Annotated in this window: 21 protein-coding genes; 7 read left to right on the top strand and 14 right to left on the bottom strand. The window is 63.3% G+C overall.

The genetic code is table 11. The features are described from left to right. The first annotated feature begins 233 nt into the window (after positions 1 to 233). Positions 234 to 497, top strand: a complete 264-nt coding sequence (locus IVA82_RS19600; protein ID WP_247389481.1) for a hypothetical protein — start codon at positions 234 to 236, stop codon at positions 495 to 497. Between the two features lie 61 nt (positions 498 to 558). Here the strand turns inward: IVA82_RS19600 and IVA82_RS19595 are convergent, their stop codons facing one another. The 9 genes from IVA82_RS19595 to urtA all read right to left on the bottom strand — a co-directional run bounded on the left by IVA82_RS19595 (position 559) and on the right by urtA (position 9,482). Next, positions 559 to 1,110, bottom strand: coding sequence for a hypothetical protein (locus tag IVA82_RS19595; protein WP_247389480.1), 552 nt, complete (start codon positions 1,108 to 1,110; stop codon positions 559 to 561). A gap of 300 nt (positions 1,111 to 1,410) precedes the next feature. After that, the gene (locus tag IVA82_RS19590) at positions 1,411 to 2,451 is read right to left on the bottom strand and encodes an aliphatic amidase (RefSeq protein WP_247389479.1); all 1,041 of its coding nucleotides are present in this window, start codon (positions 2,449 to 2,451) and stop codon (positions 1,411 to 1,413) included. Positions 2,452 to 2,510: 59 nt separating this feature from the next. After that, positions 2,511 to 2,885 (bottom strand): zinc ribbon domain-containing protein, encoded by a 375-nt coding sequence (locus IVA82_RS19585; protein WP_247389478.1) that lies wholly within the window; start codon positions 2,883 to 2,885, stop codon positions 2,511 to 2,513. A gap of 216 nt (positions 2,886 to 3,101) precedes the next feature. Beyond that, positions 3,102 to 4,331 (bottom strand): formamidase, encoded by a 1,230-nt coding sequence (gene fmdA, locus IVA82_RS19580; RefSeq protein ID WP_247389477.1) that lies wholly within the window; start codon positions 4,329 to 4,331, stop codon positions 3,102 to 3,104. A 27-nt stretch (positions 4,332 to 4,358) separates the two neighbouring features. Continuing rightward, positions 4,359 to 5,048 (bottom strand): urea ABC transporter ATP-binding subunit UrtE, encoded by a 690-nt coding sequence (gene urtE / locus IVA82_RS19575; protein ID WP_247389476.1) that lies wholly within the window; start codon positions 5,046 to 5,048, stop codon positions 4,359 to 4,361. 196 nt (positions 5,049 to 5,244) lie between these two features. Further along, positions 5,245 to 6,000 carry an urea ABC transporter ATP-binding protein UrtD gene (urtD, locus tag IVA82_RS19570; RefSeq protein ID WP_247389475.1) on the bottom strand — a complete coding sequence of 252 codons (756 nt, stop codon included), beginning with the start codon at positions 5,998 to 6,000 and terminating at the stop codon, positions 5,245 to 5,247. A gap of 10 nt (positions 6,001 to 6,010) precedes the next feature. Continuing rightward, entirely contained in the window at positions 6,011 to 7,156 is a 1,146-nt protein-coding gene (urtC, locus tag IVA82_RS19565) for an urea ABC transporter permease subunit UrtC (protein ID WP_247389474.1), read from the bottom strand. 17 nt (positions 7,157 to 7,173) lie between these two features. Next, positions 7,174 to 8,100, bottom strand: a complete 927-nt coding sequence (urtB, locus tag IVA82_RS19560) for an urea ABC transporter permease subunit UrtB (RefSeq protein WP_247389473.1) — start codon at positions 8,098 to 8,100, stop codon at positions 7,174 to 7,176. Between the two features lie 122 nt (positions 8,101 to 8,222). Next, a complete protein-coding gene (gene urtA / locus IVA82_RS19555) occupies positions 8,223 to 9,482 on the bottom strand; it encodes an urea ABC transporter substrate-binding protein (RefSeq protein ID WP_247389472.1) in 1,260 nt (419 codons plus the stop codon). 166 nt (positions 9,483 to 9,648) lie between these two features. Here urtA and IVA82_RS19550 point away from each other — a divergent pair, with 166 nt between their 5' ends. Together IVA82_RS19550 and IVA82_RS19545 are read left to right on the top strand one after the other, a co-directional pair. Then, complete coding sequence (locus IVA82_RS19550) at positions 9,649 to 13,020, top strand: ATP-binding protein (protein ID WP_247389471.1); 3,372 nt, start codon at positions 9,649 to 9,651, stop codon at positions 13,018 to 13,020. After that, on the top strand, positions 13,004 to 13,927 hold the full coding sequence (locus IVA82_RS19545) for a response regulator transcription factor (RefSeq protein ID WP_247389470.1): 924 nt from the start codon (positions 13,004 to 13,006) through the stop codon (positions 13,925 to 13,927). The genes IVA82_RS19550 and IVA82_RS19545 overlap by 17 nt, the downstream gene beginning before the upstream one ends. Before the next feature lie 219 nt (positions 13,928 to 14,146). Here IVA82_RS19545 and IVA82_RS19540 read toward each other — a convergent pair whose 3' ends face one another. Further along, positions 14,147 to 15,649: an NAD(P)/FAD-dependent oxidoreductase gene (locus IVA82_RS19540; RefSeq protein ID WP_247389469.1), complete on the bottom strand. Its 1,503-nt coding sequence runs from the start codon at positions 15,647 to 15,649 to the stop codon at positions 14,147 to 14,149. Between the two features lie 125 nt (positions 15,650 to 15,774). After that, positions 15,775 to 16,533 (bottom strand): trypsin-like serine protease, encoded by a 759-nt coding sequence (locus IVA82_RS19535; RefSeq protein WP_247389468.1) that lies wholly within the window; start codon positions 16,531 to 16,533, stop codon positions 15,775 to 15,777. A 98-nt stretch (positions 16,534 to 16,631) separates the two neighbouring features. Between IVA82_RS19535 and IVA82_RS19530 the strand changes: the two genes are divergently transcribed. Continuing rightward, positions 16,632 to 17,267 carry an HAD-IA family hydrolase gene (locus IVA82_RS19530; protein ID WP_247389467.1) on the top strand — a complete coding sequence of 212 codons (636 nt, stop codon included), beginning with the start codon at positions 16,632 to 16,634 and terminating at the stop codon, positions 17,265 to 17,267. Between the two features lie 122 nt (positions 17,268 to 17,389). Here IVA82_RS19530 and mtnA read toward each other — a convergent pair whose 3' ends face one another. The 3 genes from mtnA to IVA82_RS19515 all read right to left on the bottom strand — a co-directional run bounded on the left by mtnA (position 17,390) and on the right by IVA82_RS19515 (position 19,932). After that, entirely contained in the window at positions 17,390 to 18,496 is a 1,107-nt protein-coding gene (gene mtnA, locus IVA82_RS19525) for an S-methyl-5-thioribose-1-phosphate isomerase (RefSeq protein WP_247389466.1), read from the bottom strand. 16 nt (positions 18,497 to 18,512) lie between these two features. Next, positions 18,513 to 19,388 (bottom strand): S-methyl-5'-thioadenosine phosphorylase, encoded by an 876-nt coding sequence (locus IVA82_RS19520; RefSeq protein ID WP_247389465.1) that lies wholly within the window; start codon positions 19,386 to 19,388, stop codon positions 18,513 to 18,515. Positions 19,389 to 19,659: 271 nt separating this feature from the next. After that, positions 19,660 to 19,932 (bottom strand): phosphopantetheine-binding protein, encoded by a 273-nt coding sequence (locus tag IVA82_RS19515; protein ID WP_247389464.1) that lies wholly within the window; start codon positions 19,930 to 19,932, stop codon positions 19,660 to 19,662. Between the two features lie 358 nt (positions 19,933 to 20,290). Here IVA82_RS19515 and IVA82_RS19510 point away from each other — a divergent pair, with 358 nt between their 5' ends. The 3 genes from IVA82_RS19510 (at position 20,291) to IVA82_RS19500 (ending at position 23,482) form a co-directional block, all read left to right on the top strand. Beyond that, positions 20,291 to 21,508, top strand: a complete 1,218-nt coding sequence (locus IVA82_RS19510) for an acyl-CoA dehydrogenase family protein (protein WP_247389463.1) — start codon at positions 20,291 to 20,293, stop codon at positions 21,506 to 21,508. A 79-nt stretch (positions 21,509 to 21,587) separates the two neighbouring features. Then, the gene (locus IVA82_RS19505; protein WP_247389462.1) at positions 21,588 to 22,568 is read left to right on the top strand and encodes an amino acid--[acyl-carrier-protein] ligase; all 981 of its coding nucleotides are present in this window, start codon (positions 21,588 to 21,590) and stop codon (positions 22,566 to 22,568) included. A 38-nt stretch (positions 22,569 to 22,606) separates the two neighbouring features. Next, positions 22,607 to 23,482, top strand: coding sequence for an acyl-CoA acyltransferase (locus tag IVA82_RS19500; RefSeq protein ID WP_247389461.1), 876 nt, complete (start codon positions 22,607 to 22,609; stop codon positions 23,480 to 23,482). Positions 23,483 to 23,622 lie beyond the last annotated feature (140 nt).

Genomic DNA, 23,622 nt, shown 5'->3' with positions numbered 1-23,622 from the left:
CTACGGTGATTGCGCCACGGTTGGTCGCGACGTTGTCGTTTCCGATGATCGCGATGCCGTATGCGCCATCTCCCGCGGTAATGCTGCCGTTATTCGTGACCGAACCGGACAAGCCGGTGAGACCGACGCCCAGACCTACCGCACCAACGTTGACCGTTCCATTCTGGGTGATGACGGCATTGTTGCCGTTCACCTGCATGCCCGCGGTGGAGTCGACGCCCGCGATCGTCCCGGTGTTGGTCACCCTGGCATCGCTGCCGATCACCGCGATGCCTACGCCAAACTGCGCGACGGTGATTCTGCCGGCGTTGCTGACGGTCTCGCTATTGCCATTCGCGAGGATGCCCGTGGCGCTCTGGCCGACGGAAATACTGCCGGTCGCCGTGTTCGTGACCGTGTTGCGGTCACTGATCGCAAAAATTCCGCCGGAAAACCCGCTCGAGGCGCCGACCGTGACCGCACCGGCATTGGTGACGGTGGTGTTGCCGAAAACGTAAATGCCGATCGTGCCGTCGAGACCGGTGATCGTTCCGCTGGCAGAATTCGTGACCGTGTTGTTCAGGCCTGCGAAAATGCCAGAGCCGTTCGCTCCGACCGACAGCGCGCCGGTGTTGCTGATGACGTTGTTGTCGTGGACCGAGATCGCGGAGCCACCGTCGCCGTAGTGATCGTCCCGTTGTTGGCGATGGTGTTGTTGTCCAGCATCGAGATGCCGAGACCGTTGTCGAGCACCGTGACGGCGCGATTGTTGGTCACGGTGTTGAAATTGCCGCCATTGATGCCGGTGAGGCCAGAGCCTGCCGACACCGCGCCGTTGTTGGTGATGATGTTGGTGTCGTTGACGTTGATCGACGCCGTGCCGTTGTCGTTGACGGTCGCGCCGGTCAGCACATTTACAGTCAGATTGGTGACGCCGCCGCCCGCCGCAAAGCCGTCGGCATCGGCCCCGCTACAGGTGACGGTTTGCCCGCTTGCCGCCGGATCGGGCGCGCAGTCCGCCTGCGCCGACGTCGCCGGCAGGCCGAGGCTGAGAACGACCGCCACGACAGACGACGCGACCGCGCCAAGGCGCAGTCCAATCCGCCCGGTCGATGGCGACCGAAATTCCACCCCAATGCCCTCAGTCCAGCGCTCCAGCGGCGCCGCCGGCAAATTAGGCGACCGGGTCCCTACGTGGAACTAAGGAATCGGCGGAATCGCTGGGCGGCAGCGAAACTGGACTGATTCAGCCGGCCATGTTGCAACCCAGCCCCGCATTTGCGGTGCAGACTGATCAATCCACGGTGTGCGACGTGTGCGGCTCGGTCGCAGTATTGACCGTCGTTCACATCAATGACTGATCATCCAGGACCGCGCCGCCTCCCACTTGGAGTGAGCGGCACGCCTTCGCACTCTGGTTTGGACATTGACTTAGTAGTTGCTCGGCGCCGCCTCATTCGGGATGCCGTCGATGGGGCACTCATCGGTGCCCGGGGTCGAGCGGGTCATCGCCTCGACCAAGTCACGCGTGCCCTCGGGATCGGCGATCCAGTTCTTGTAGAAATCATACGGGCAGGCTGCAACGCCGCGCGGACTTTCGCCGGAATTGATCATGCCGGTGTAGCCGCGGTGAACCAGCTTGTAGAGATGGTTCTGCGACTGGCCGTTGCGGCGCGCGTCGCGGATCAGATTTTTCGACAGCTGCGCATACTGGATGCCGTACTCCTCCTCGCCGGTTTCGCCGAGGGTGCGGCCGTCGAAGCCGATGATCGCGGAGTGACCGAAGTAGGAATAGACGCCGTCGAAGCCGGCGGCATTGGCGACGGCGACATAGACGTTGTTGGCCCACGCCATGGCCTTGGAAATCAGAATCTGCTGTTCCTTTGCCGGATACATGTAGCCCTGGCAACGCACGATCAGCTCGGCGCCCTTCATGGCGCAGTCGCGCCAGATCTCCGGAAAATTGCCGTCGTCGCAGATGATCAGGCTGACCTTCATCCCCTTCGGGCCGTCGGAGACATAGGTGCAATTGCCGGGATACCAGCCCTCGATCGGCACCCACGGCATGATCTTGCGGTACTTCTGGACGATCTCGCCCTTGTCGTTCATCAGGATCAGGGTGTTGTAGGGCGCCTTGTGCGGATGCTCCTCGTGGCGCTCGCCGGTCAGCGAGAACACGCCCCACACTTTCGCTTTGCGGCAGGCCTCGGCAAAGATCGCGGTCTCTTCGCCGGGTACCGCCGAGGCCGTCTCGTACATCTCCTTGGAGTCGTACATGATGCCCTGGGTGGAGTACTCCGGGAAAATCACAAGGTCCATGCCGGGCAGCCCGAGCTTCATGCCGACAATCATGTCGGCAATCTTGCGGGCGTTGTCGAGCACCTCGGCCTTGGTGTGCAGGCGGGGCATCTTGTAATTCACCACTGCGACGCCGACGGTGTCGTTGCTGCTGGAAATATCGCCGTGAAGCATCTTGACCGCTCCTGTACTTTATTCGTTTGAGGTTGCCGGCGGGAAGCCGGCCGCATGCGTCAATGGCTGATCATCCAGGGCCGCGCGGTGGGAAAGCCCTTGGCGCCGCTCTTGGACTTGGTCATCAGCCGCGCGGGCTTTTTGTTATCCGACGTGCCCTTGGACGAATTCTTGCCCGATGAGCAGCAGCCGCAGCCGGGGCCGTGCGACGCCTTGTACTGCGCGAGCGTCTGCGGCGCGTGCGAGCTGCGCTCGTTGACCGAGTGCGCCTTGCGCGTCTCGGATGGCATGCAGAAGAAGTTCGGCGCGGTCAGGATGACGCGCGGCGCCATCGTCTCGCAGTGCGGGCAGGCCTGCGGATCGTCGCACTCGGCCATCGGGCGCAGATCCTTGAACGGCCCGCAATCGTCACAGAGATATTCATAGACCGGCATCTTGTATCCCTTCGTTTGGTGATGACAGGGCGTCCGCTTCACCTCGCCCCGCTTGCGGGGAGAGGTCGGAACGCATCGCAAGATGCGTTCCGGGTGAGGGGGACTCTCCGCAAACTCACTGCCGCGGCTTGAGCGGAGACGGCCCCTCACCCCAACCCTCTCAGCGCGAGCGACGCTCGTCGCGCGCCCGTAAGAGCGGGGAGAGGGAGCGCAGTATCATTTGTCCGGCGAGATCGGCATCTGGATATCGCCGGTGATGTGCTTGATCGGTCCCGCCGACGACGGCATCACGTCGAAGTCGAAGATCTCCGTCGGCAGCCACAGCGTGGCGCAGGCATTCGGCACGTCGACTACGCCCGAGATGTGGCCCTGGCACGGCGCGGTGCCGAGGATCGAATAGGCCTGGGCGCCGGAGTAACCGAACTTCTTCAGATACTCGATCGCGTTGAGGCAGGCCTGGCGGTAGGCGATGTGAACGTCGAGATAATGCTGCTTGCCTTGCTCGTCGACCGAGATGCCCTCGAAGATCAGATAGTCCTTGTAGTTCGGCGTGATCGGCGACGGCTTGAAGATCGGATTCTTGATGCCGTACTTCGCCATCCCGTCCTTGATGACCTCGACCTTCAGGTGCAGCCAGCCGGCCATTTCGATCGCGCCGCAGAAGGTGATCTCACCGTCGCCCTGGCTGAAGTGCAGGTCGCCCATCGAAAGGCCGGCCCCCGGCACATAGACCGGGAAGTAGATCTTCGAGCCACGCGACAGGTCCTTGATGTCGCAATTGCCGCCATGCTCGCGCGGCGGCACGGTGCGCGCGCCTTCCGCGCCGATCTTGTCTTTGACGTCGCCTTTGGCGCGACCGCCATGGGCGGTCGGCGCGAACGGCGGGTTGGCGAGACCGGGCACGCGGGTCGGGTTGGTCGAGATCAGCTCGGCCTCACGCTTGTTCCACATGTCCAGCATCTTCGGATCGGGCAGACAGCCGATCAGGCCGGGATGGATCAGGCCGGCGAAGTTGATGCCCGGGATGTGGCGCGACGAGGTGTAGAGGCCCTTGATGTCCCAGATCGACTTCTGCGCCAGCGGGAAATGGTCGGTGAGAAAGCCGCCGCCGTTCTGCTTGGAAAAGAAGCCGTTGAAGCCCCACAGGCTCTCCTTTAGCGGACCGACGTCGAGCAGATCGACCACCAGCAGGTCACCCGGCTCGGCACCCTTGACGCCGATCGGGCCTGAGAGGAAATGCACGATCGACAGATCAATATCGCGGACGTCATCGGCGGAATCGTTGTTCTTGATGAAGCCGCCGGTCCAGTCGTAAGTCTCGATGATAAAGTCGTCGCCGGGATTGACCCAGGCCACGATCGGAATATCGGGGTGCCAGCGGTTGTGCACCATGTCATTATCGTAGGCCGACTTGGTGAGATCGACCTTGATCAGTGTCTCTGGCATCGAGATGCTCCCCTTTTACACGGTTGGTTAGACGGACAGATATTTTGACACTTGCGCGGCATCGACGCTGTTGCGCGGATCGTCGCGCACGATCTCGCCGTTCTCGATCACCAGCACGCGGTCGGCGATATCGAGCGCGAAGCTCAGAACCTGTTCGGACACGACGATCGACAGGCCACGCTCGTCGCGGATGCGCTTCAAGGTGCGCGCCATGTCCTTGATGATGGAGGGCTGGATGCCTTCGGTGGGCTCGTCCAGCAGCAGCACCTTCGGCTTGGTCGCGAGCGCGCGGGCGATTGCGAGCTGCTGCTGCTGGCCGCCGGAGAGGTTGCCGCCGCGGCGGCCCTTCATCTCCAGCAGCACCGGGAATAATTCATAGATGTCGCCGGGCACCTCGGATCCGCCGGAGACGACGAGGCCGGTTTCGATGTTCTCCTTCACCGTCATGGTCGAGAAGATCATGCGGCCCTGCGGCACATAGGCGAGACCCTTGGCGACCCGCTCGTAGCTGGGCAGGCTACCGAGCTCGGCACCGTCCATCGTCACCGAGCCGCTTCTAGCCGGCAGGATCCCCATCAGCGATTTCATCAGCGTGGTCTTGCCCATGCCGTTGCGGCCCATGATCGCAATGATCTCGTTGGGCGCGACCTTGACGTTGAGCCCGTGCAGCACCTCGCTCTGGCCGTAGGCGACGTGAAGATCGGAGATTGCCAGCATGATCGCGCTCCTAAGACTCGAGGCTTTTCTTCACCTCTCCCCATCGGGGAGAGGTCGCGCCGAAGGCGCGGGTGAGGGGAATCAGGTCCCACGAGAGAGCGATGCCCCTCACCCGAATTGCTGCGCAATTCGACCTCTCCCTATGGGAGAGGTGAACGGAGCCCGTGACCACTATTCGACTTAGATCGGTCATCCGTCAGTGCCCCAGATAGACTTCGATGACCTTGGGATCGTTCTTCACCTTCTCCATGGTGCCCTCGGAGAGGATCTGGCCCTGGTGGAGCACGGTGACCTTGTGCGCGATGTCCTCGACGAACTTCATGTCGTGCTCGATCACCAGCACCGAGCGGTTCTTGATGATGCGGTTGAGCAGCTCGGCGGTCTTGGCACGCTCGGACACGCTCATGCCGGCGACGGGTTCATCCAACATCAGCAGGTCCGGGTCCTGGATCAGCAGCATGCCAATCTCTAGCCACTGCTTCTGGCCGTGGCTGAGCTCGGAGGCGTAGGTATCGAGCTTGTCCTTGAGGAAGATCATCTCGGCGACCTCCTCGACGCGGTCCTTTACCGGCTGGTCGCGCTGGAAGGCCAGCGAGCCGAACACGGTACGGCCGCGCGGGAAGGAAATTTCGAGGTTCTCGAACACCGTGAGATCCTCGAACACCGACGGCGTCTGGAACTTGCGCCCGACCCCGGTCTGCACAATCTCGTTCTCCTTCATTTTCGTGAGCTCCTTGCCACGAAACTGGATCGAGCCCGAGGTCGCCTTGGTCTTGCCGCAGATCAGGTCGAGCACTGTGGTCTTGCCGGCCCCGTTGGGGCCGATGATGACGCGGATCTCGTTCTCTTCGACATAGAAGGAGAGATCGTTGACGGCTTTGAAGCCGTCGAACGAAACCGTGAGACCGGACACGGCGAGCAAAAAATCCTTGGGCTGATGACCGACAAGCATGATGATCTCCTCACTCGGCCGGCGCGCCGTCGGCGACGGAATCGTCGGTCCAAGCGGCCGGCTTGGGGTTGCGCGCGGCGAACAGACGGTCGATGCGGGGCTGGACATAGTCGGCCCAGATGCCGGACAGTCCATTCGGGAAGGCGAGCACGACGGCGATGAACAGCGCGCCGAGGCCGAACAGCCAGAGTTGCGGGAAAGATTCCGACAGGCTGGTCTTTGCGAAATTCACCAGAATGGACCCCCACACCGCGCCGAAGATCGACATCCGGCCGCCGACCGCGGTGTAGATCACCATCTCGATCGACGGCACGATGCCGACAAAGGACGGCGACATGAACCCGACATTCAGCGCGAACATGGCGCCGCCGATCGCGGCGAAGATCGCGGCCATGCAGAACGCGAAGATCTTGAAGTTGGCGACGCTGTAACCGGAGAAACGGACGCGGTCCTCCTGTTCGCGCATCGCCACCAGGATGCGGCCGAGCTTGGTCAGGCGAATGAACTGCGCGATGCCGATGCAGGCGAACAGCAGCACCACCTCTACGAAGTACAGGATGACCTTGGCGTGGTCGGGCCGGATGTCCCAACCTTTGAGGGTGCGCAGGTCGGTCATGCCGTTGATGCCGCCGGTATAGCCCTGCTGTCCGATGATGAGGATGGTGAGGATGGCGGCGACGGCCTGGGTAATGATCGCGAAATAGGTGCCGCCGACGCGGCGCTTGAACATCGCGGTGCCGATGATCAGGGCGAACAGACCGGGTACCAGGATGATGGCGAGGATGGTAAAGCTGAGACTGTGAAACGGCTGCCAGAACAGCGGCAGTGACGTGATCTGATTCCAGTCCATGAAATCTGGAATGCCGGGCGTCGACTGGATCTTCGTGTTCTCGACGCTGGAGGCTTCCAGCTTGAGAAACATGGCCATGCAATAGCCGCCAAGTCCGAAGAACACACCCTGCCCCAGGCTCAGAATGCCGCCATAGCCCCAGCACAGCACGAGCCCGATCGCGACAAAGGCGTAGGTCAGATATTTTGCCACCAGATTGAGGCGGAACACATCCAGCGACAGCGGCAGGATCACGAACAGCACCGCGGCCAGTACAACGAAGCCAATGAGCTCGGACCGATTGAAGAAGCGTGAGTTGATGACCATCGTTTGCCTGCTTCTTGTTATTTGCGGACTTTGAGGGCGAACAGACCCTGCGGCCGCAGCATCAGAATGCCGACGACGGCGAGCAGCGTCAGAACCTTGGCCATCGAACCCGACAGGAAGAATTCGAGCGTCGATTGCGTCTGCGAGATCGAGAACGCGGAGGCGATGGTGCCGAGCAGGCTTGCGGCCCCGCCGAACACGACGACGAGGAAGGTGTCGACAATGTAGAGCTGGCCTGACGTTGGCCCGGTCGAGCCGATCATGGTGAAGGCGCTTCCGGCGACGCCGGCGATGCCGCAACCGAGCCCGAAGGTGTAGCGATCGACCTTCTCGGTGTTGATGCCGACGGCGCCGGCCATGATGCGGTTCTGCACCACCGCGCGCACTTGGCGGCCCCAGCGCGACTTGTACATCACGTAGGCGACACAGACGGTGATCAGGACGGTGAGGCACATCACGAAGACGCCGTTGATCGGCACTTCGATGCTGTCGGTCACATGCAGCGAGCCGAGCATCCATTGCGGCAGCTCGACGCCGACCTCGCGCGCACCGAACACGGAACGATAGGCCTGCTGCAGAATCAGGCTGAGGCCCCAGGTGGCGAGCAACGTGTCGAGCGGGCGCTTGTAGAGATGCCGTATCAGCACCCATTCCACCAGCATTCCCAGCGCGCCGGATGCCACGAAGGCCAGGATCATCGCGAGGAAGAAGTAGCCGCTGAACAGGGTCGGCAAATAGGTCTGGAATAAATTCGAGGTCATCCAGGTGACGTAGGCCCCGAGGATCATGAACTCGCCATGGGCCATGTTGATGACACCCATCTGGCCGAAGATGATCGCAAGCCCGAGCGCCATCAGGACGTAGACCGAGAATAGGATCAGTCCTGCAAAACCCTGCATGACGAAGATGGAGCCAAGGTCACCAAGCGAGTAGTCGCCGAACATCGATGTCCTCCGTCGGGGGATAGGGTCCCCGCGTCGCGAGCAGGTTCGCGACGCGGGGGTCTTGGGCGTGGACTTGCAATCCACGCCAAGGAGCGGTTTTGCCTTGCGGGAAACGGCGCCTGTTACTGGTAGCCTTTGGGGAACGGGTCCGGCTCGACCAGATCGGCGGTCTCGTAGATCAGCTCGAACTGCCCATCGAGCTTGGCGCGCCCCACCCGGGTCTTCGACCAGAGGTGATGATTTTCGTGGATGCGCACGTAGCCTTCCGGCGCACCCTTGAACTCGACGCCCGGTGACGCCGCCGCGATCTTGTCGACGTCGAAGGAGCCCGCCTTCTCCACCGTCAACTTCCACAGCCACGGGCCGAGATAGGCAGCCTGGGTGACGTCTCCGATCACGGTCTTCTCGCCCCACAGCTTCTTGAACGCCGGCACGAAGGTCTTGTTGTTCGGATTGTCGAGCGACTGGAAGTACTTCATGCAGGCGTAGGCGCCCGCGATGTTCTCGCCGCCGATACCGTCGATTTCGTCTTCGGTCACCGAGATCGTCAGCAGCGCCTGCTTGGAGAGGTCGATGCCGGCGGCCTTGAGCTGCTTGTAGAACGCGACGTTGGAGCCGCCGACGACGTCGGTGAAGATCACGTCGGGCTTGGTCAACTTGATCTTGTTGATGACCGAATTGAACTGGGTGTTGCCGAGCGGATAATATTCCTCACCGACGACCTTGCCCTTGAGCACGTTTTCGACGTGCTTGCGCGCGATCTTGTTCGAGGTGCGCGGCCAGATGTAGTCCGAGCCGATGAAGAAGAACGACTTGGCGCCCTTTTCCTTGGCGATCCAGTTCAGGCCGGCGAGAATCTGCTGGGTCGCCTCCTGGCCGGTGTAGATCACGTTCTTGGACTGCTCGAGGCCTTCGTAGAAGGTCGGGTAGTAGAGCATGCCGTTGTACTGCTCCATGACCGGCAGCACGGCCTTGCGCGAGGCCGAGGTCCAGCAGCCCATGATGGCCGCGACCTTGTCGTTGACCAGCAGCTTCTTGGCCTTTTCCGCGAAGGTCGGCCAATCGCTGGCGCCGTCTTCCTGGATAAACTTGATTTTGCGTCCGAGCACGCCGCCCATGGCGTTGATCTGCTCGATGGCGAGCTTTTCGGCTTCGATCGAGCCGGTTTCGGAGATGGCCATGGTGCCGGTCGCCGAATGCAGGATGCCGACGGTCACCTCGGTGTCGGTGACCGCGAGGCCCGTGGTGTTGACGGCCGAGGTCGCCGGGGCCTGCGCAAAAGAGGCCCGCGGCAGCATCGTGATGGCCGGTACGGCCGCCATTCCCATCAGCAGTTTGCGCCGGAGCGGCGACAATAGGCCCTTGTTTGCTTCGTCTGACATGAGCACCCCACTTTTTGTTCGAGAACACGCGATTGGTGCCGTGAGGATGGCTCGAATTTGTGCACCGCAAGCATACGCAAGATCGCGTATACTGCACCGCAAAATGACGACGTAGGCTTTTGGTACGGGTTTTGCGAGGGATCGGCGAGTTCGGGAGTGGGGTTAAGTGGCAGGGCGGCAGCGAATAGACCGCGTCAGGCGCCAGTACAACCAATGGGTCGCCAACCAGACGCTGGAAGACTACGCGCTACGCTTCACCGCCAAAAGCGCACGCCGGTGGTCCGCCGCCCGCGTCGCCAATACCGCCATCGGCGCGATTTCATTCTTGGCCCTGGAAGCCATCGGCGGCACCATCACCCTCAACTACGGCGTCACCAACGCCACCGCCGCGATCCTCGTCGTCTCCACCATCATCTTCTGTTGCGGCGTCCCGATTGCCTATTATGCCGCCAAATGCGGCATCGACATTGACCTGCTCACCCGCGGCGCCGGCTTCGGTTATATCGGCTCGACCGTCACCTCGCTGATCTACGCCTCCTTCACCTTCATCTTCTTCGCGATCGAAGCAGTGATCCTGGCGACCGCGCTGGAGATGTGCTTCGGCATTCCGCGCCCGATCGGCTACCTCATCAGCGCGGTCGCGATCATCCCGCTGGTGACCTACGGCATCACGCTGATCAGCCGCTTCCAGCTCTGGACGCAGCCGCTCTGGATCATCCTGCACATCCTGCCCTTTGCCGCCATCGCCTGGGCCAGCCCCCACTCCTTCGCGGAGTGGCGCAAGTTCTCGGGCGAGCACGGCGACATGAACGGCAATTTCGATCTGTTGCTGTTCGGCGTGGCATCCTCCGTGGTGTTCTCGCTGGTGGCGCAGATCGGCGAACAGGTCGACTTCCTGCGCTTCCTGCCGCGTGACCGCCGCGCCTCCAAGGCGTCGTGGTGGATCGCGCTGATGAGCGCAGGACCAGGCTGGATCGTGCTCGGCGCACCGAAAATGCTGGCCGGCTCGTTCCTCGCCTACTTCGCGCTCAGCCACGGCGTGCCGCCCGAGGAAGCCGCCGAGCCCGCGCATATGTATCTCGAGGCGTTCCGCTATGTGCTCGCGCAGCCGGATCTCGCGCTCGCCCTGACCGGCACCTTCGTGATCCTGTCGCAGCTCAAGATCAACGTCACCAACGCCTATGCCGGTTCGATCGCCTGGTCGAACTTCTTCTCGCGTTTGACCCACAACCATCCCGGCCGCGTCGTCTGGCTGGTGTTCAACGTGATGGTGGCGCTGCTGCTGATGGAGATCGGCGTCTACAAGGCGCTGGAGCAGACCCTCGCGCTCTATTCCAACGTCGCGATCGCCTGGGTCGGCGCGCTGGTCTCCGATCTCGTGGTCAACAAGCCGCTCGGCCTGCGCCCGCCGCAGATGGAATTCAAGCGCGCCCATCTCTACGACATCAATCCGGTCGGCGTCGGCGCCATGACGATCGCGACCATCGTCTCCATCGCCGCCTTCTACGGCCTGTTCGGACCGACCATGAAGGCGCTCGCCGCCTTCGTCGCGCTCGCCGTCGCCTTCGTCACCGCGCCGGTCATCGCCTGGCTTACCGATGGCAAGTACTACATCGCGCGCAAACCGAAGCGGAGCTGGGCGAATATCGAAGCGATTCAGTGCTGCATCTGCGAGCATGCGTTCGAACCCGAGGACATGACGTCCTGCCCTGCCTATGCCGGCCCGATCTGCTCGCTGTGCTGCTCGCTCGATGCGCGCTGTCACGACCTGTGCAAGCCGCATGCGCGCGCGCAGGTGCAGTTCTCCGAGGCGCTCGGCAGGATTTTGCCGCAACCGATCTATCAGCGGATCAATTCACAGCTCGGCCATTACGTCGGCGTGTTCGTGATCTCTGCCGGCCTCGTCGCGCTGGTGCTTGGGCTGATCTATCTCCAGACCTCGGCGAGCGTGCATGGCGAGAACGTGCTAGTCTCCAACGTGCTGTGGAAGGTGTTCTTTTCGCTCAGCATCATCATCGGCGTGGTGGCCTGGCTGTTCGTGCTGGCGCAGCAGAGCCGCCGCGCCGCCGAGGCCGAGACGCTGCGGCAGACCACGCTGCTGATCCAGGAGATCGACGCGCACAAGCGAACAGACGCCGAGCTCCAGCGTGCCAAGGAGGTCGCCGAATCCGCCAACCTCGCCAAGAGCCGCTATGTGGTGGGCCTGAGCCACGAGCTGCGCTCGCCGCTGAACGCGATCAGCGGCTATGCCCAGCTGCTCGAGCAGGACATGACGCTGCCCACCAAGCCTCGCGATCAGGTCCGCGTCGTCCGCCGCAGCGCCGACCATCTCTCCGGCCTGATCGATGGCATTCTGGACATTTCCAAGATCGAGGCTGGGCGGCTCTATCTGTCGCGCGACGAGGTGCGCTTGAGCGAATTCCTCGACCAGCTCGTCGGCATGTTTCGCCTCCAGGCTGGCGCCAAGGGCATCGACTTCGTATTCAGGCGCCCGGCGACATTGCCGACCGTGGTCTATGCCGACGAGAAGCGGCTGCGTCAGGTGCTGATCAATCTGCTCTCCAACGCCATCAAGTTCACCCAGAGCGGCAGCGTGCAATTCGTAGTGCATTACCGCAGCCCGGTCGCCGAGTTCGAGGTGATCGACACCGGCCCCGGTATCCGGGGCGACGATCTCGAACGCATCTTCGCGCCGTTCGAGCGCGGCGCGCTCGGGGTCTCGCAGCCGCAGAGCGGCACGGGACTGGGTCTCACGATCAGCCGGCTACTTGCCGGCGTGATGGGCGGCGACATCAAGGTCACCAGCACGGTTGGCCGCGGCAGCACGTTCAAGGTGAAGATGCTGCTGTCCGAGGTCACCAATCCCAGGCGCACCGCGCCAGTGGAGGCGCCGGTCTCCGGCTATCATGGCGCGCGCAAGACCATCCTCATTACCGACGACGACCCGGTGCATCGCGATCTCTTGCGCGAGGTGCTGACGCCGCTCGGTTTTATCCTGCTCAGCGCCGCCGACGGGCCGGGCTGCCTCGCGCTGGCGCAGCATTGCCGGCCCGATCTGTTTCTGCTCGACATCTCGATGCCGGGCATGGACGGCTGGACCGTGGCGGAGTCGCTGCGGGCAAGCGGTCATCACCAAGCCCGCATCCTGATGGTGTCGGCGAGCGCGCTGGAGGCCCATGGCGCCCCGCTGGCGCAGCCCTTCCACGACGGCTATCTGATGAAGCCAATCGATATCCCGCGGCTGCTGGAAACCATTCGCCAGCTGCTCAAGATCGAATGGCGGTACGGCTCGCACGAGATCGCGATACCGCTGTGGCGACCGGAAAGCGGCTCGCGGCCGCCGTTGCGGCACATCGTGGCGCTGATCGGGCTCGGCCAGATCGGCTACGTCAAGGGCATTCAATTGAAGCTGGACGAGATCGGCAGCGAGCATCCGGAGCACGCCGATTTCGTCGCGCAGATGCGATCACTGGTCGACCGCTTCGACCTCGACCAGTACATGGCCACATTGAAGACATTGCATGCGTATGAGCACTGAGCCGAAAAAGCGCGACGTTGCGCTGGTCGTCGACGACTCCCCGGAGACGCTGCGGCTGCTCACCGACGCGCTGGACGGCGCGGGGATGACGGTGATGGTGGCGCTCGATGGCGCTGCAGCGATGCGCATCGTCGACCAGATCACGCCCGACATCGTGCTGCTCGACGCCGTGATGCCGGGCATTGACGGCTTCGAAACCTGTCGGCGCCTGAAGCGCGATGCGGGGCTTGCCAACGTTCCCGTGATCTTCATGACGGGCCTTGCGGAGACCGAGCATATCGTGCGCGGGCTCGAAGCCGGCGGCGTCGACTATGTGACGAAGCCGATCGCGATCGAGGAAATGCTGGCGCGCATCCGCGTCCATCTCGGCAATGCGCGGCTGACCCAGAGCGCGCGCGCTGCCCTCGACGTCTCCGGCCGCTTCCTGTTTGCGGTCAACCGCCAGGGCGGCATTCTCTGGTCGACGCCGCAGGCGCAGAAGCTGTTATCCGATCACCCGGGCACCCATCTGGGCGACGATTTCAGATTGCCGCCGTCTCTGCTGCAATGGCTGGAGCAGGCACGAGGCAACCCGAAATCGCAGGCCGCCTCGCTGCCCGACAATCCGCAGCTCCGGCTCTACTTCATGGGCCAGCTCGGGGCGAACGAGTTCCTGCTTCGGCTGTCCAAGGAATCCGGCACCACGCTGCCGCCGGAATTCACCAGCGAGCTCGGCCTGACCACGCGCGAAGGCGAGGTGCTGGCCTGGCTCAGCAAGGGCAAGACCAACCGCGACATCGCACAGATTCTGGGATTGAGCCCGCGCACGGTCGACAAGCATCTCGAGCAAATCTACGCCAAGCTGGGGGTGGAGAACAGGACTGCCGCTGCAGCGATCGCGACGAATGCAACAAGGCGGAATTCGTAGTCCTGCTGCGATTGAGTTGAGACGCTGCCCGCCCAGTTACCGGCGTCGTCCTGGACAAGCGCAGCGAAGCGGAGCGCAGATCCAGGACCCATTGCCACAGGACTGAGATTGGCGAAGGCTCGCGGTTACCAGCTCGCGCCACAACATCTCCCGGGGGTAATGGGTCCTGGCTTTCGCCAGGACGACATTGGAGGGGCCATGGCGCCGGCGCTCGCCCCTCTACCCGTACACGAACGCTCTATCGTCCAGATCCGTCTTCGGGATCTCGTCCTTTTCGGTCCAGTAATCCTGGCTGTGCTGCCATTCCGGCTTGCCGCCGCGCTTGGGCAACAGGTTCATGTTGCGCATCATGTAGCCGGGGTTGAAGTTTTCCGGATCAATCCACGGCAGGATCGGCATGTTGTGATCCTCGGGACGCAAGCTCACCTCAACCTTCCTGGCGCCCTTGCCCTTCATATGGCTGAGCAGCCGGCAGACGAAATCGGCGACGAGGTCGACGCGCAGCGTCCAGCTGGCGCGGAAATAGCCGAACACCCAGGCCATGTTTGGCACGCCCGTGAACATCATGCCGCGATAGGTGACGGTGTCGCCGAACGCGAGCGGCTTGCCGTCGATCTCGAAGGCGATGTCGCCGAGCGCGGCGAGATTGAAGCCGGTCGCGGTGACGATGATGTCGGCTTCGAGCAGCTTGCCGGACTTGAGCTGAATGCCGCTCTCGACGAAGCATTCGATCTCGTCGGTGACGACGGAGGCCTTGCCGCTCGCAATGCCCTTGAATAGATCGGCATCCGGCACGAAGGCAATGCGCTGGCGCCACGGCCGGTAGCTTGGCGTAAAGTGCGTCTCGACGTCGTAGTCGGGCCCGAGGACGGCGCTGATCTGCCCGATCAGCTCTTTCTTGACCTGCTCGGGCTTGCTCACGCAGAGTTTCGTGAAGGCATCCTGCTCGAACAGGATCTTGCGGCGGACGATCTCGTGTATCCACGCCTCGTCAACCTGAAGCCTGCGCAGCTCCTCGGCGATCTCTATGGCGTTGCGGCCAAGCCGGAAATAAGTCGGCGAACGCTGGAGCATGGTGACATGCGTACATTGGTCCGCGATGTTCGGCACCAGGGTTGCCGCCGTCGCACCCGAGCCGATCACGACGACTTTCTTGCCCGCGAGGTCGATGTCGTCCGGCCACGTCTGCGGATGGACGATGCGGCCCTTGAAGCGGTCCGTGCCCTTCCATTCAGGCGTGTAACCTTCCGAATGGCGATAGTAGCCCTGGCACATCCAGAGGAAGTTGGCGGTGAATGTCTTCGCTTCACCGCTATCGGTCGTGACCGCCTCGATGGTCCAGAGATGTTGTTCGCTCGACCAGCTCGCGGAATTGATTTGGTGCTTGTAGCGGATGTGCCGCTCGATATCGTTCTCGTCGATCACCTCGTTCATGTAGGCGAGGATCTCCTCGGCCGTCGCGATCGGCGGACCGACCCAGGGCTTGAAGCTGTAGCCGAAGGTGTGGAGGTCGCTGTCCGACCGGATGCCGGGATAGCGATGCGTGGTCCAGGTGCCGCCGAACGTCGCCTGCGTCTCCAGGATGACGAAGCTCGTGCCGGGCAGCTGCCTTGTCAGGTGATAGGCGCTGCCGATGCCGGAAATGCCGGCACCGACGATCAGCACGTCGAAATGCTCCGAGGTCTGTTTGGTCGTGGCGTGACTGCGAACAGCGACATTCATTGTTGCTTCTATGCCTTGCTTGTTTTTATGGCCGTCCTTGACCGGACGGCGCGTTTCCTCCGCGATGGGAATGGTCGCCCATCGCGCTTCGACTTCAAGATGGCATAGATCGAGCCGCGGTCAAATCACAGCGCTGCACCCCAGCTCCGTGCGGTCTGCAAGATCCAGTCGCGATAGAGCGTGAGCGGCGTGACCCCGGTCAACCCGCCGCAGCCGGCGGCGCCGCTCGGCCCCGTCGACCAGCTGATGACGCCGACCAGCACGGGACCGTTCGGCCTGTCCTCGAACACCGGGCCGCCGGAATCGCCGGTGCAGGCGCCGATTCCGTCGCGAACACCGTTGGTTACGGGATCAACCAACCGGATCTGAAGCGTGCCGGGCTGACCCGTGGCAACGAGTGCTGCAACGCGCGTCGCGCCGCCGCTTTTGCCCTCGCCGCGCATTGTCACGCCGATACCGGCGATGGTGAAGCGGCTGCCGACCTGGATCGGAACATTCGGCGCGCCGACCGGCACCGTCGATTTTCCTTTGAGTGGAATTTCGAGCTGCAGCAGCGCGACGTCGGCGGTGGCGCGATGCGACTGCATCGCCTGCATGTTGAAGTTCGGATGGATCGCGACAGTCCGCACGTTCTGGAGTTGCGGCTTCCCGTCGGGGCCATAATCGACAATCTTGTAGTCGGCGCCGGGCTGCACGCAGTGGGCGACAGTAAGCACAAGTTTCGGTGCGATCAGACTGCCGGAGCAGAAATTGCCGCGTGAGCCGACGATGGTGACGACGGCGCGCGCGACACCGTCGGCCTGCGGCGTGCCCCCGCCGACGATAGCGTGGGCAGGTGTGGCGAGCAGCAGCGTAGCCGCGACGAGCGTTGCGAGCTTCTTCATGGGAACATGTCTCAAGACGATGAGCGCCTGCGCTCAGACTGGTCCTTGTCCATACCGCATGCTAGCCGTTTTGGCAGAGAATTCACGAGGGCTGGACATTGGCAACCGAGGCAGTGATCTTTGATTTTGGCGGCGTGTTGACCAGCTCGCCATTCGAGGCGTTCGCGCGATTCGAGACCGAGCGCGGCCTGCCGATCGACATCATCCGGCGCACCAACGCCGCCAACCATCTTGAAAACGCCTGGGCGAAGTTCGAGCGCGCCGAGGTCGACATCGACGCGTTCGACCAGCTGTTCGCCGCCGAATCGCTCGCGCTCGGCGCGGAAGTGCGCGGGCGTGACGTGCTGCCGCTGCTGCAGGGCGACCTACGTCCCGAGATGGTGGAGGCACTGAAGCGCATCAAGGCACAGTTCAAAACCGGCTGCATCACCAACAATTTGCCGGCCAATGCGATCGGCAGCATGACCGGACGCACGCTCTATGTCGCCGAGGTGATGGCGCTGTTCGACCACATCATCGAATCCGCCAAGATCGGCCTGCGCAAGCCCGACCCGCGCATCTACCGGATGATGGTCGAGACGCTCAAGGTCGATCCGAAGAATTGCATCTATCTCGACGACCTCGGCGTCAATCTGAAGCCCGCACGCGAAATGGGCATGACCACGATCAAGGTGGCCAGCGGAGCCCAGGCGATTGCCGAGCTCGAGGCGGCGACGGGATTGAAGCTGGGCTAGTCTATCATCCTTCGTCATTGCGAGCGTAGCGAAGCAATCCAGAATCCCGCCGTGGAAAGACTCTGGATTGCTTCGCTACGCTCGCAATGACGAGATCGGGGCGACGTCCTTCGTCAAACACCCTACTCCGCCGCAGCGGCGATCCGCTCGGGGAAGGCGGCGGCGAGCGAGGCACGATCTGGCTTCAAAACGCCGCGCTCGGTGATGAGACCGGTGACGAGTCGTGCCGGCGTGACGTCGAAGGCGTAGTTTGCGACCGGCGAGCCCTCCGGCACGATGCGCACGGTCTCCAGCCGGCCGTCGGCGGTGCGGCCGGTCATGTCGGTGACTTCCGTGCCGCTGCGTTGCTCGATGGGGATATCGCGGATGCCGTCACTGACGGCGAAATCGATCGTCGGCGACGGCAGCGCGACGTAGAACGGCACGTTATTGTCGTGCGCGGCGAGCGCCTTCAGGTACGTACCGATCTTGTTGCAGACGTCCCCATTGGCGGCAACGCGGTCGGTGCCGACGATGGCGAGATCGACCATGCCGTGCTGCATCAGATGCCCGCCCGTGTTGTCCGGAATCACCGTGTGCGGCACGCCGTGATGACCGAGCTCCCACGCCGTGAGCGAGGCGCCCTGGTTGCGCGGGCGGGTCTCGTCGACCCAGACGTGGATCTTGATGCCGCGCTCATGCGCCAGATAGATCGGCGCGGTCGCCGTGCCCCAGTCGACGGTGGCGAGCCAACCGGCGTTGCAATGGGTGAGCGCGTTGACCACTTCGCCGGGCTTCTTCGCCGCAATCGCCTCGATCAGCGCAAGGCCATTGCTGGCGATACCGCGGTTGATCTCGACATCCTGCTCGGCGATCTCGTCGGCGCGCGCGTAGGCGGCTTCCGCCCGTTTCAGCGGCTCGACCGGCGCGAGCGCCGCGCGCATCTCGTCCAACGCCCATTTCAGATTGATCGCGGTCGGCCGCGCCACGATGAGGATTTCGTAGGCGCGCTTCAGGCCGGCATCCGAGGCGTCCTCGCGCATGGCGAGCGCCATGCCGTAAGCGGCGGTCGCGCCGATCAGCGGCGCGCCGCGCACCAGCATGTCGCGGATCGCGACGGCCGCGTCTTCACACGCGGTCAGGCGCGCGACGACGAACTCATGCGGCAGCCTGCGCTGGTCGATTGCGCCAACCGACCAGCCGTCGCGCTCGCGCCAGATGCTGCGAAAATGCTTGCCGTCGACCTTCATCGCCTTTGCCTTTCGCTCAGGTGAGCAGAATACGGCCCGCCACCGCATCGAGCTTCTTCAGAAGCTCAGGATCGCGCGCCTCGGGCGCGGTGATCAGCGCGGTGTCGAGTGCGCGGTCCGAGCCGATCGGACACGGCTCATGCTCGCCCGGAAAATCCTTTGCCAGCCGCGCCACTAGCGCCTTGGCCTTGTCGGCATTCGAGGTCAGCACGCGGATGATGTCCTGAACGGTGACGGCGTCGTGGTCGGGATGCCAGCAATCGAAATCCGTCACCATCGCGACGGTGGCGTAACAGATCTCCGCCTCGCGAGCGAGCTTTGCCTCGGGCATGTTGGTCATGCCGATCACGGAATAGCCGAGGGTCTTGTAAGTCATGCTTTCCGCATAGGTCGAGAATTGCGGCCCCTCCATGCAGACATAGGTACCGCTGCGCGCGATCGCGATCCCTTCCGCTTCCGCGGCGGCGGCGAGGTGAATACGCAGCCGCGGCGACACCGGATGCGCCATCGAGACATGGGCGACGCAGCCCCTGCCGAAGAACGAGTTCTCCCGCTTGTGGGTCCGATCGACGAACTGGTCGACCAGGACGAACGTGCCGGGCGGCATCTCCTCCTTGAAGGAACCGCAGGCCGAGAGCGAGATCAGGTCGGTGACGCCGGCGCGCTTCAAGACGTCGATATTGGCGCGATAGTTGATGTCGGAGGGCGACAGCCGGTGGCCTTTGTCATGCCGCGGCAGGAACACGACCGGTAACCCCGCGATGGCACCGCGTCGCAGCGGCGCCGACGGTTCGCCCCAGGGGCTCTCGATCACCTCTTCCTGCGCACCCTCAAGGCCCGGCAGGTCGTAGATGCCGGAGCCGCCGATGATGCCCAATACCGCCTGCGTCATGCCTGCTCCACCCGTTCGCGCCGCGCGATCCCGTGGAGCAGCTATGCCAGTTTTGCGGCGGTTTTGGAACGGGGTGGGTGGCTAGGAGTATCGTCAGGAGCAGAACGCGCTCGCCACACATTCGGCGTCGTCCTGGCGAAGGCCAGGACCCGTACCGCGGAATCTATCGATCGCGGATGGTATCAGTCCCGAATGACCCGTCTTCGCCCCCCTGGGGTAATAGGTCCTGGCTTTCGCAAGGACGACGCCGGGGAAACCGTTATCCGTGTAACTAAGCCGCCGTGGCCGGCTGCAGCTGGGCCGTCACCATCCGCTCCAGTGTCTCGACGGACTGGAAATTCTCCGGCGTGATCTCTGACTGGGGAATGGCGAAGTCGAACTCGGCTTCGACGCCGAGCATCAAATTGACCATGTCCATCGAGATGAGGCCGACGTCGACGAGCTTGGCCGCCGGCGTGACGTCAGCGGAGAGCGAATTCTGTTCGAGGATGCCCTTCACCAGCTTGATGATGCGATTGCGCACGTCGGTGTCGAAGGCCTGCATCGGCAAATTCCCATCTGTCTATCAAGGTCGGACCGGATTGCCCGCTACGATGGGGCACGGCTGGCCGATCCCACAATGGGCGCAAGCATTACTTCGCGTTTGTTAGTAAACGATGACTCAGATTGTCTGGATTTCATGCCTCTACCAAATCGCTAACGCGATACCGGGAGTTTCGGCGATGCCGACAACCGCGCCTTAACTGTTCGTTCGGAATTTCGGTTTGTTTACCCTCTATTTCATCGACGAATTTGAATTAAATCCCTAGCCTCACCTCACAAGCAAAGATGGTCGGAGGATCGCCGGACGGCATCGCGAATGATGCTGGCGATCTCGAACGGCAAACCGGAGGCGGACGAGCATGAACGTGCGTGAAGCGGTCCTTACTATCGATGACGCGCCGACGAGCTTTCTCGAGCAGGGGCCGTCCCTGGTGGAACGTGCGGCGCGCACCGCCACCGTGGCGGCTGCCGACGCCGACGGCGTCGATCGCGACGCCCGCTTTCCCCACAAGGCATTCGAAGCCGCGCGTGAGCAGAAGCTGCTCGGCGTCATGATCCCGGTCGAGTTCGGCGGCTTTGGCGCTTCGATCCACGATGTCGCCGACATCTGCTACACGCTCGGACGCGCCTGCGCCTCCACCGCGATGATCTACGCGATGCACCAGACCAAGGTCGCCTGCGTCGTCAGGCACGGCCATGGCATCCCGTGGATGGAAACCATGATGCGCCGGGTCGCCCGCGACCAGTGGCTGCTCGCCTCCTCCACTACCGAAGGCCAGAACGGCGGCAACATCCGCGCCAGCGCGGCCGCGGTCGACCACGCTGGCGACACGGTTTCGTTGGTGCGTGACGCCACCGTGATCTCCTACGGCGCCGAGGCCGACGGCCTCGTCACCATCGCGCGCCGCGCCACGGACGCCTCTGCGTCCGACCAGGTGCTGCTGGCGCTCGCCAAGGATGACTATTCACTGAAGCGCACGCTGGGCTGGGAAACGCTCGGCATGCGCGGCACCTGCTCGACCGGTTTCGAGCTGAAGGTGGACTGCCCCTCGGATCGGGTCTTCCCGGAATCCTACGACAAGATCCACGCCCAGACCATGACGCCGTTTGCGCATCTGTGCTGGTCGTCGGCCTGGGCCGGCATCGCGGCTGCGGCCGTGACCCGCGCGCAAGCCTTCGTCCGCAAGGCAGCCCGCAGCTCCGGCGGACAGATGCCGCCGGCAGCCGCGCATTTCACCGCAGCGAAGATGTCGCTGGCAAAACTCCGTGCCTTGATCGCGGCCAATCTCGACGCCTTCGCCAGCAACGAGCATGACGAACGCGCGCTGAGCTCGCTCGACTTCCAGTCTTCGATCACGCTTCTGAAGGTCCAGGCCTCCGAGCTCGCGGTCGAGACCGTGATGCATGCGATGCGCACGGCCGGCCTCTCCGGCTATCGCAACGACGGCGAGTTCACCATGGGCCGCCACCTGCGCGACGTGCTGTCGTCACCGATTATGATCAACAACGACCGCATTCTGGCCAATGCCGCGACATCGACGCTGATGAGCGGCGTGCCGGCAGGTCTTCGTGACTGAAAAGAATTCGGGACACGTGCCGCAGAGACCAACGCGTTAGAGACCAACAAGAATAATTTCAGATAGCAGGACGTCGAACATGAACATTGCTGTTCTCCCCAATTCGCCCGACACCGCGCCGCAGGCCGTCGATCCGCTCGACCATCTCGCCGACACGCTGTTTCATCCCATGGGCTCGGATGGCGTCTATGCCCGTACCGCACTCTATGAGGGAATCGTCGAGCGGCTGGCCGCACTGATCACCAGGCATCGCGAGGCGGGCACCGAGGTGATGCGCTTCCCGCCGGTGATGAGCCGCGCCCAGCTTGAAAAGTCCGGCTACCTGAAGAGCTTTCCGAACCTGCTCGGCTGCGTCTGCGGCCTGCACGGCACCGAGCGCGAGATCAACGCCGCGGTGAGCCGCTTCGATGCCGGCGGCGACTGGACCACCTCGCTCTCGCCAGCCGATCTCGTGCTGTCGCCCGCAGCCTGCTACCCCGTCTATCCGATCGCGGCGAGCCGTGGCCAGCTGCCCAGGGGTGGCCTGCGCTTCGACGTCGCCGCCGATTGCTTCCGTCGCGAGCCGTCAAAGCATCTCGACCGGCTGCAATCGTTCCGGATGCGCGAATATGTCTGCATCGGCAGCCCCGACGACGTCGCCGATTTCCGCGAGCGCTGGATGGTGCGCGCGCAGGCGCTCGCGACAGATCTCGGCCTGACCTTCCGCGTCGACTATGCCAGCGATCCCTTCTTCGGCCGCGTCGGCCAGATGAAGGCGGTGAGCCAGAAACAGCAGCAGCTCAAGTTCGAGCTCCTGATTCCGCTGCGCTCGGAAGCGCAGCCGACCGCCTGCATGAGCTTCAACTATCACCGCGAGCATTTCGGCACGACCTGGGGCATCCAGGACGCCGATGGCGAACCGGCGCACACCGGCTGCGTCGCCTTCGGCATGGACCGGCTCGCGGTCGCCATGTTCCACACGCACGGCACCGATCTCTCCGCGTGGCCTGCCAAGGTGCGGGACATCCTGGGCATGCAGCCGCAGGTCGCCGCCGATGCCCATGGCGAAGGCTGGCGCTAACCGAACGAGGCTCTCTCATTACCACGGGCAAGACGAGCGTGATCCACACCAAGGTCCGATGCCGCGAGATTACTGAGTCCGATGTCGAAGCTATCGCGGACCTGCTGACGCGCGGCTTCGTCGGCCGCTCGCGCAACTACTGGATCCAGGGCCTGCGCCGGCAGGCCTTCCGGCCCGTGCCGGAGGGCTATCCGCGCTTCGGCTACATGCTCGACAATGAAGGCGCTCCGGTCGGAGTCCTGCTGCTGATCTACGCGATGCGGAAGGACGGCGAGGAGACCGCCATCCAGTGCAATCTGTCGAGCTGGTATGTCGAACCGGCCTACCGCAATTACGCGCCGCTGCTGACCAAGATCGCGCAGCGGCACAAGGAAGTAACCTATCTCAACATCAGCCCGGCACCGTGGACTTGGCCGATCATCGAAACGCAGGGCTTTCGCAGCTATAGCCGCGGCATGTTCTTCTCGGTGCCGGCGCTGTCGCCCGCGCCGCGCTGGAGCAAGATCGAGGTGATCTCGCAACACGCCAAGCAGGTCGAGGGGCTCTCCGAGGCCGAGACGGAACTGCTGACGCGGCATGCGCGCTACAATTGCCTCAGTCTGGTCTGCCGTACGCAGCAGGGCACCTTCCCCTTCATCCTGCAACCGGTGCGTATCCGCCGCGGCATCATTGCCCCGCCGGCGATGCAGCTGATCTTTTGCCGTAGCGCCGCCGAATATGCCACATGCGCCGGCCGCATCGGCCGCCTGCTGCTCCGGCTTGGCAAGGTCGCCGTGGTCGTTGCTGGCAACGGTCCGGTCCCCGGCGTCGCCGGCCTCTACACAGAGCGGCGCGGCCGCAAATATTTCAAGGGCCCGCACCCCCCACGGCTGGCCGATCTGACCGATACCGAGCTGGTGCTGTACGGGCCGTAGCCCGAGGCGCGCGCCCGCACACTCGCCCTCGTCCCGAGGACCGCAGGGCTGTCCCGGGAAAATCACACATAGATGAGCTCCAGCTGGTCGAGAGAGAACCTGGGCTTTGGCTTGCTGGGATTGACTGGCGGAGGCTTGTC

Source organism: Bradyrhizobium sp. 142 (assembly GCF_023074015.1).
GTDB lineage: Bacteria > Pseudomonadota > Alphaproteobacteria > Rhizobiales > Xanthobacteraceae > Bradyrhizobium.
This window is presented reverse-complemented; position numbering and strand designations above follow the sequence as displayed.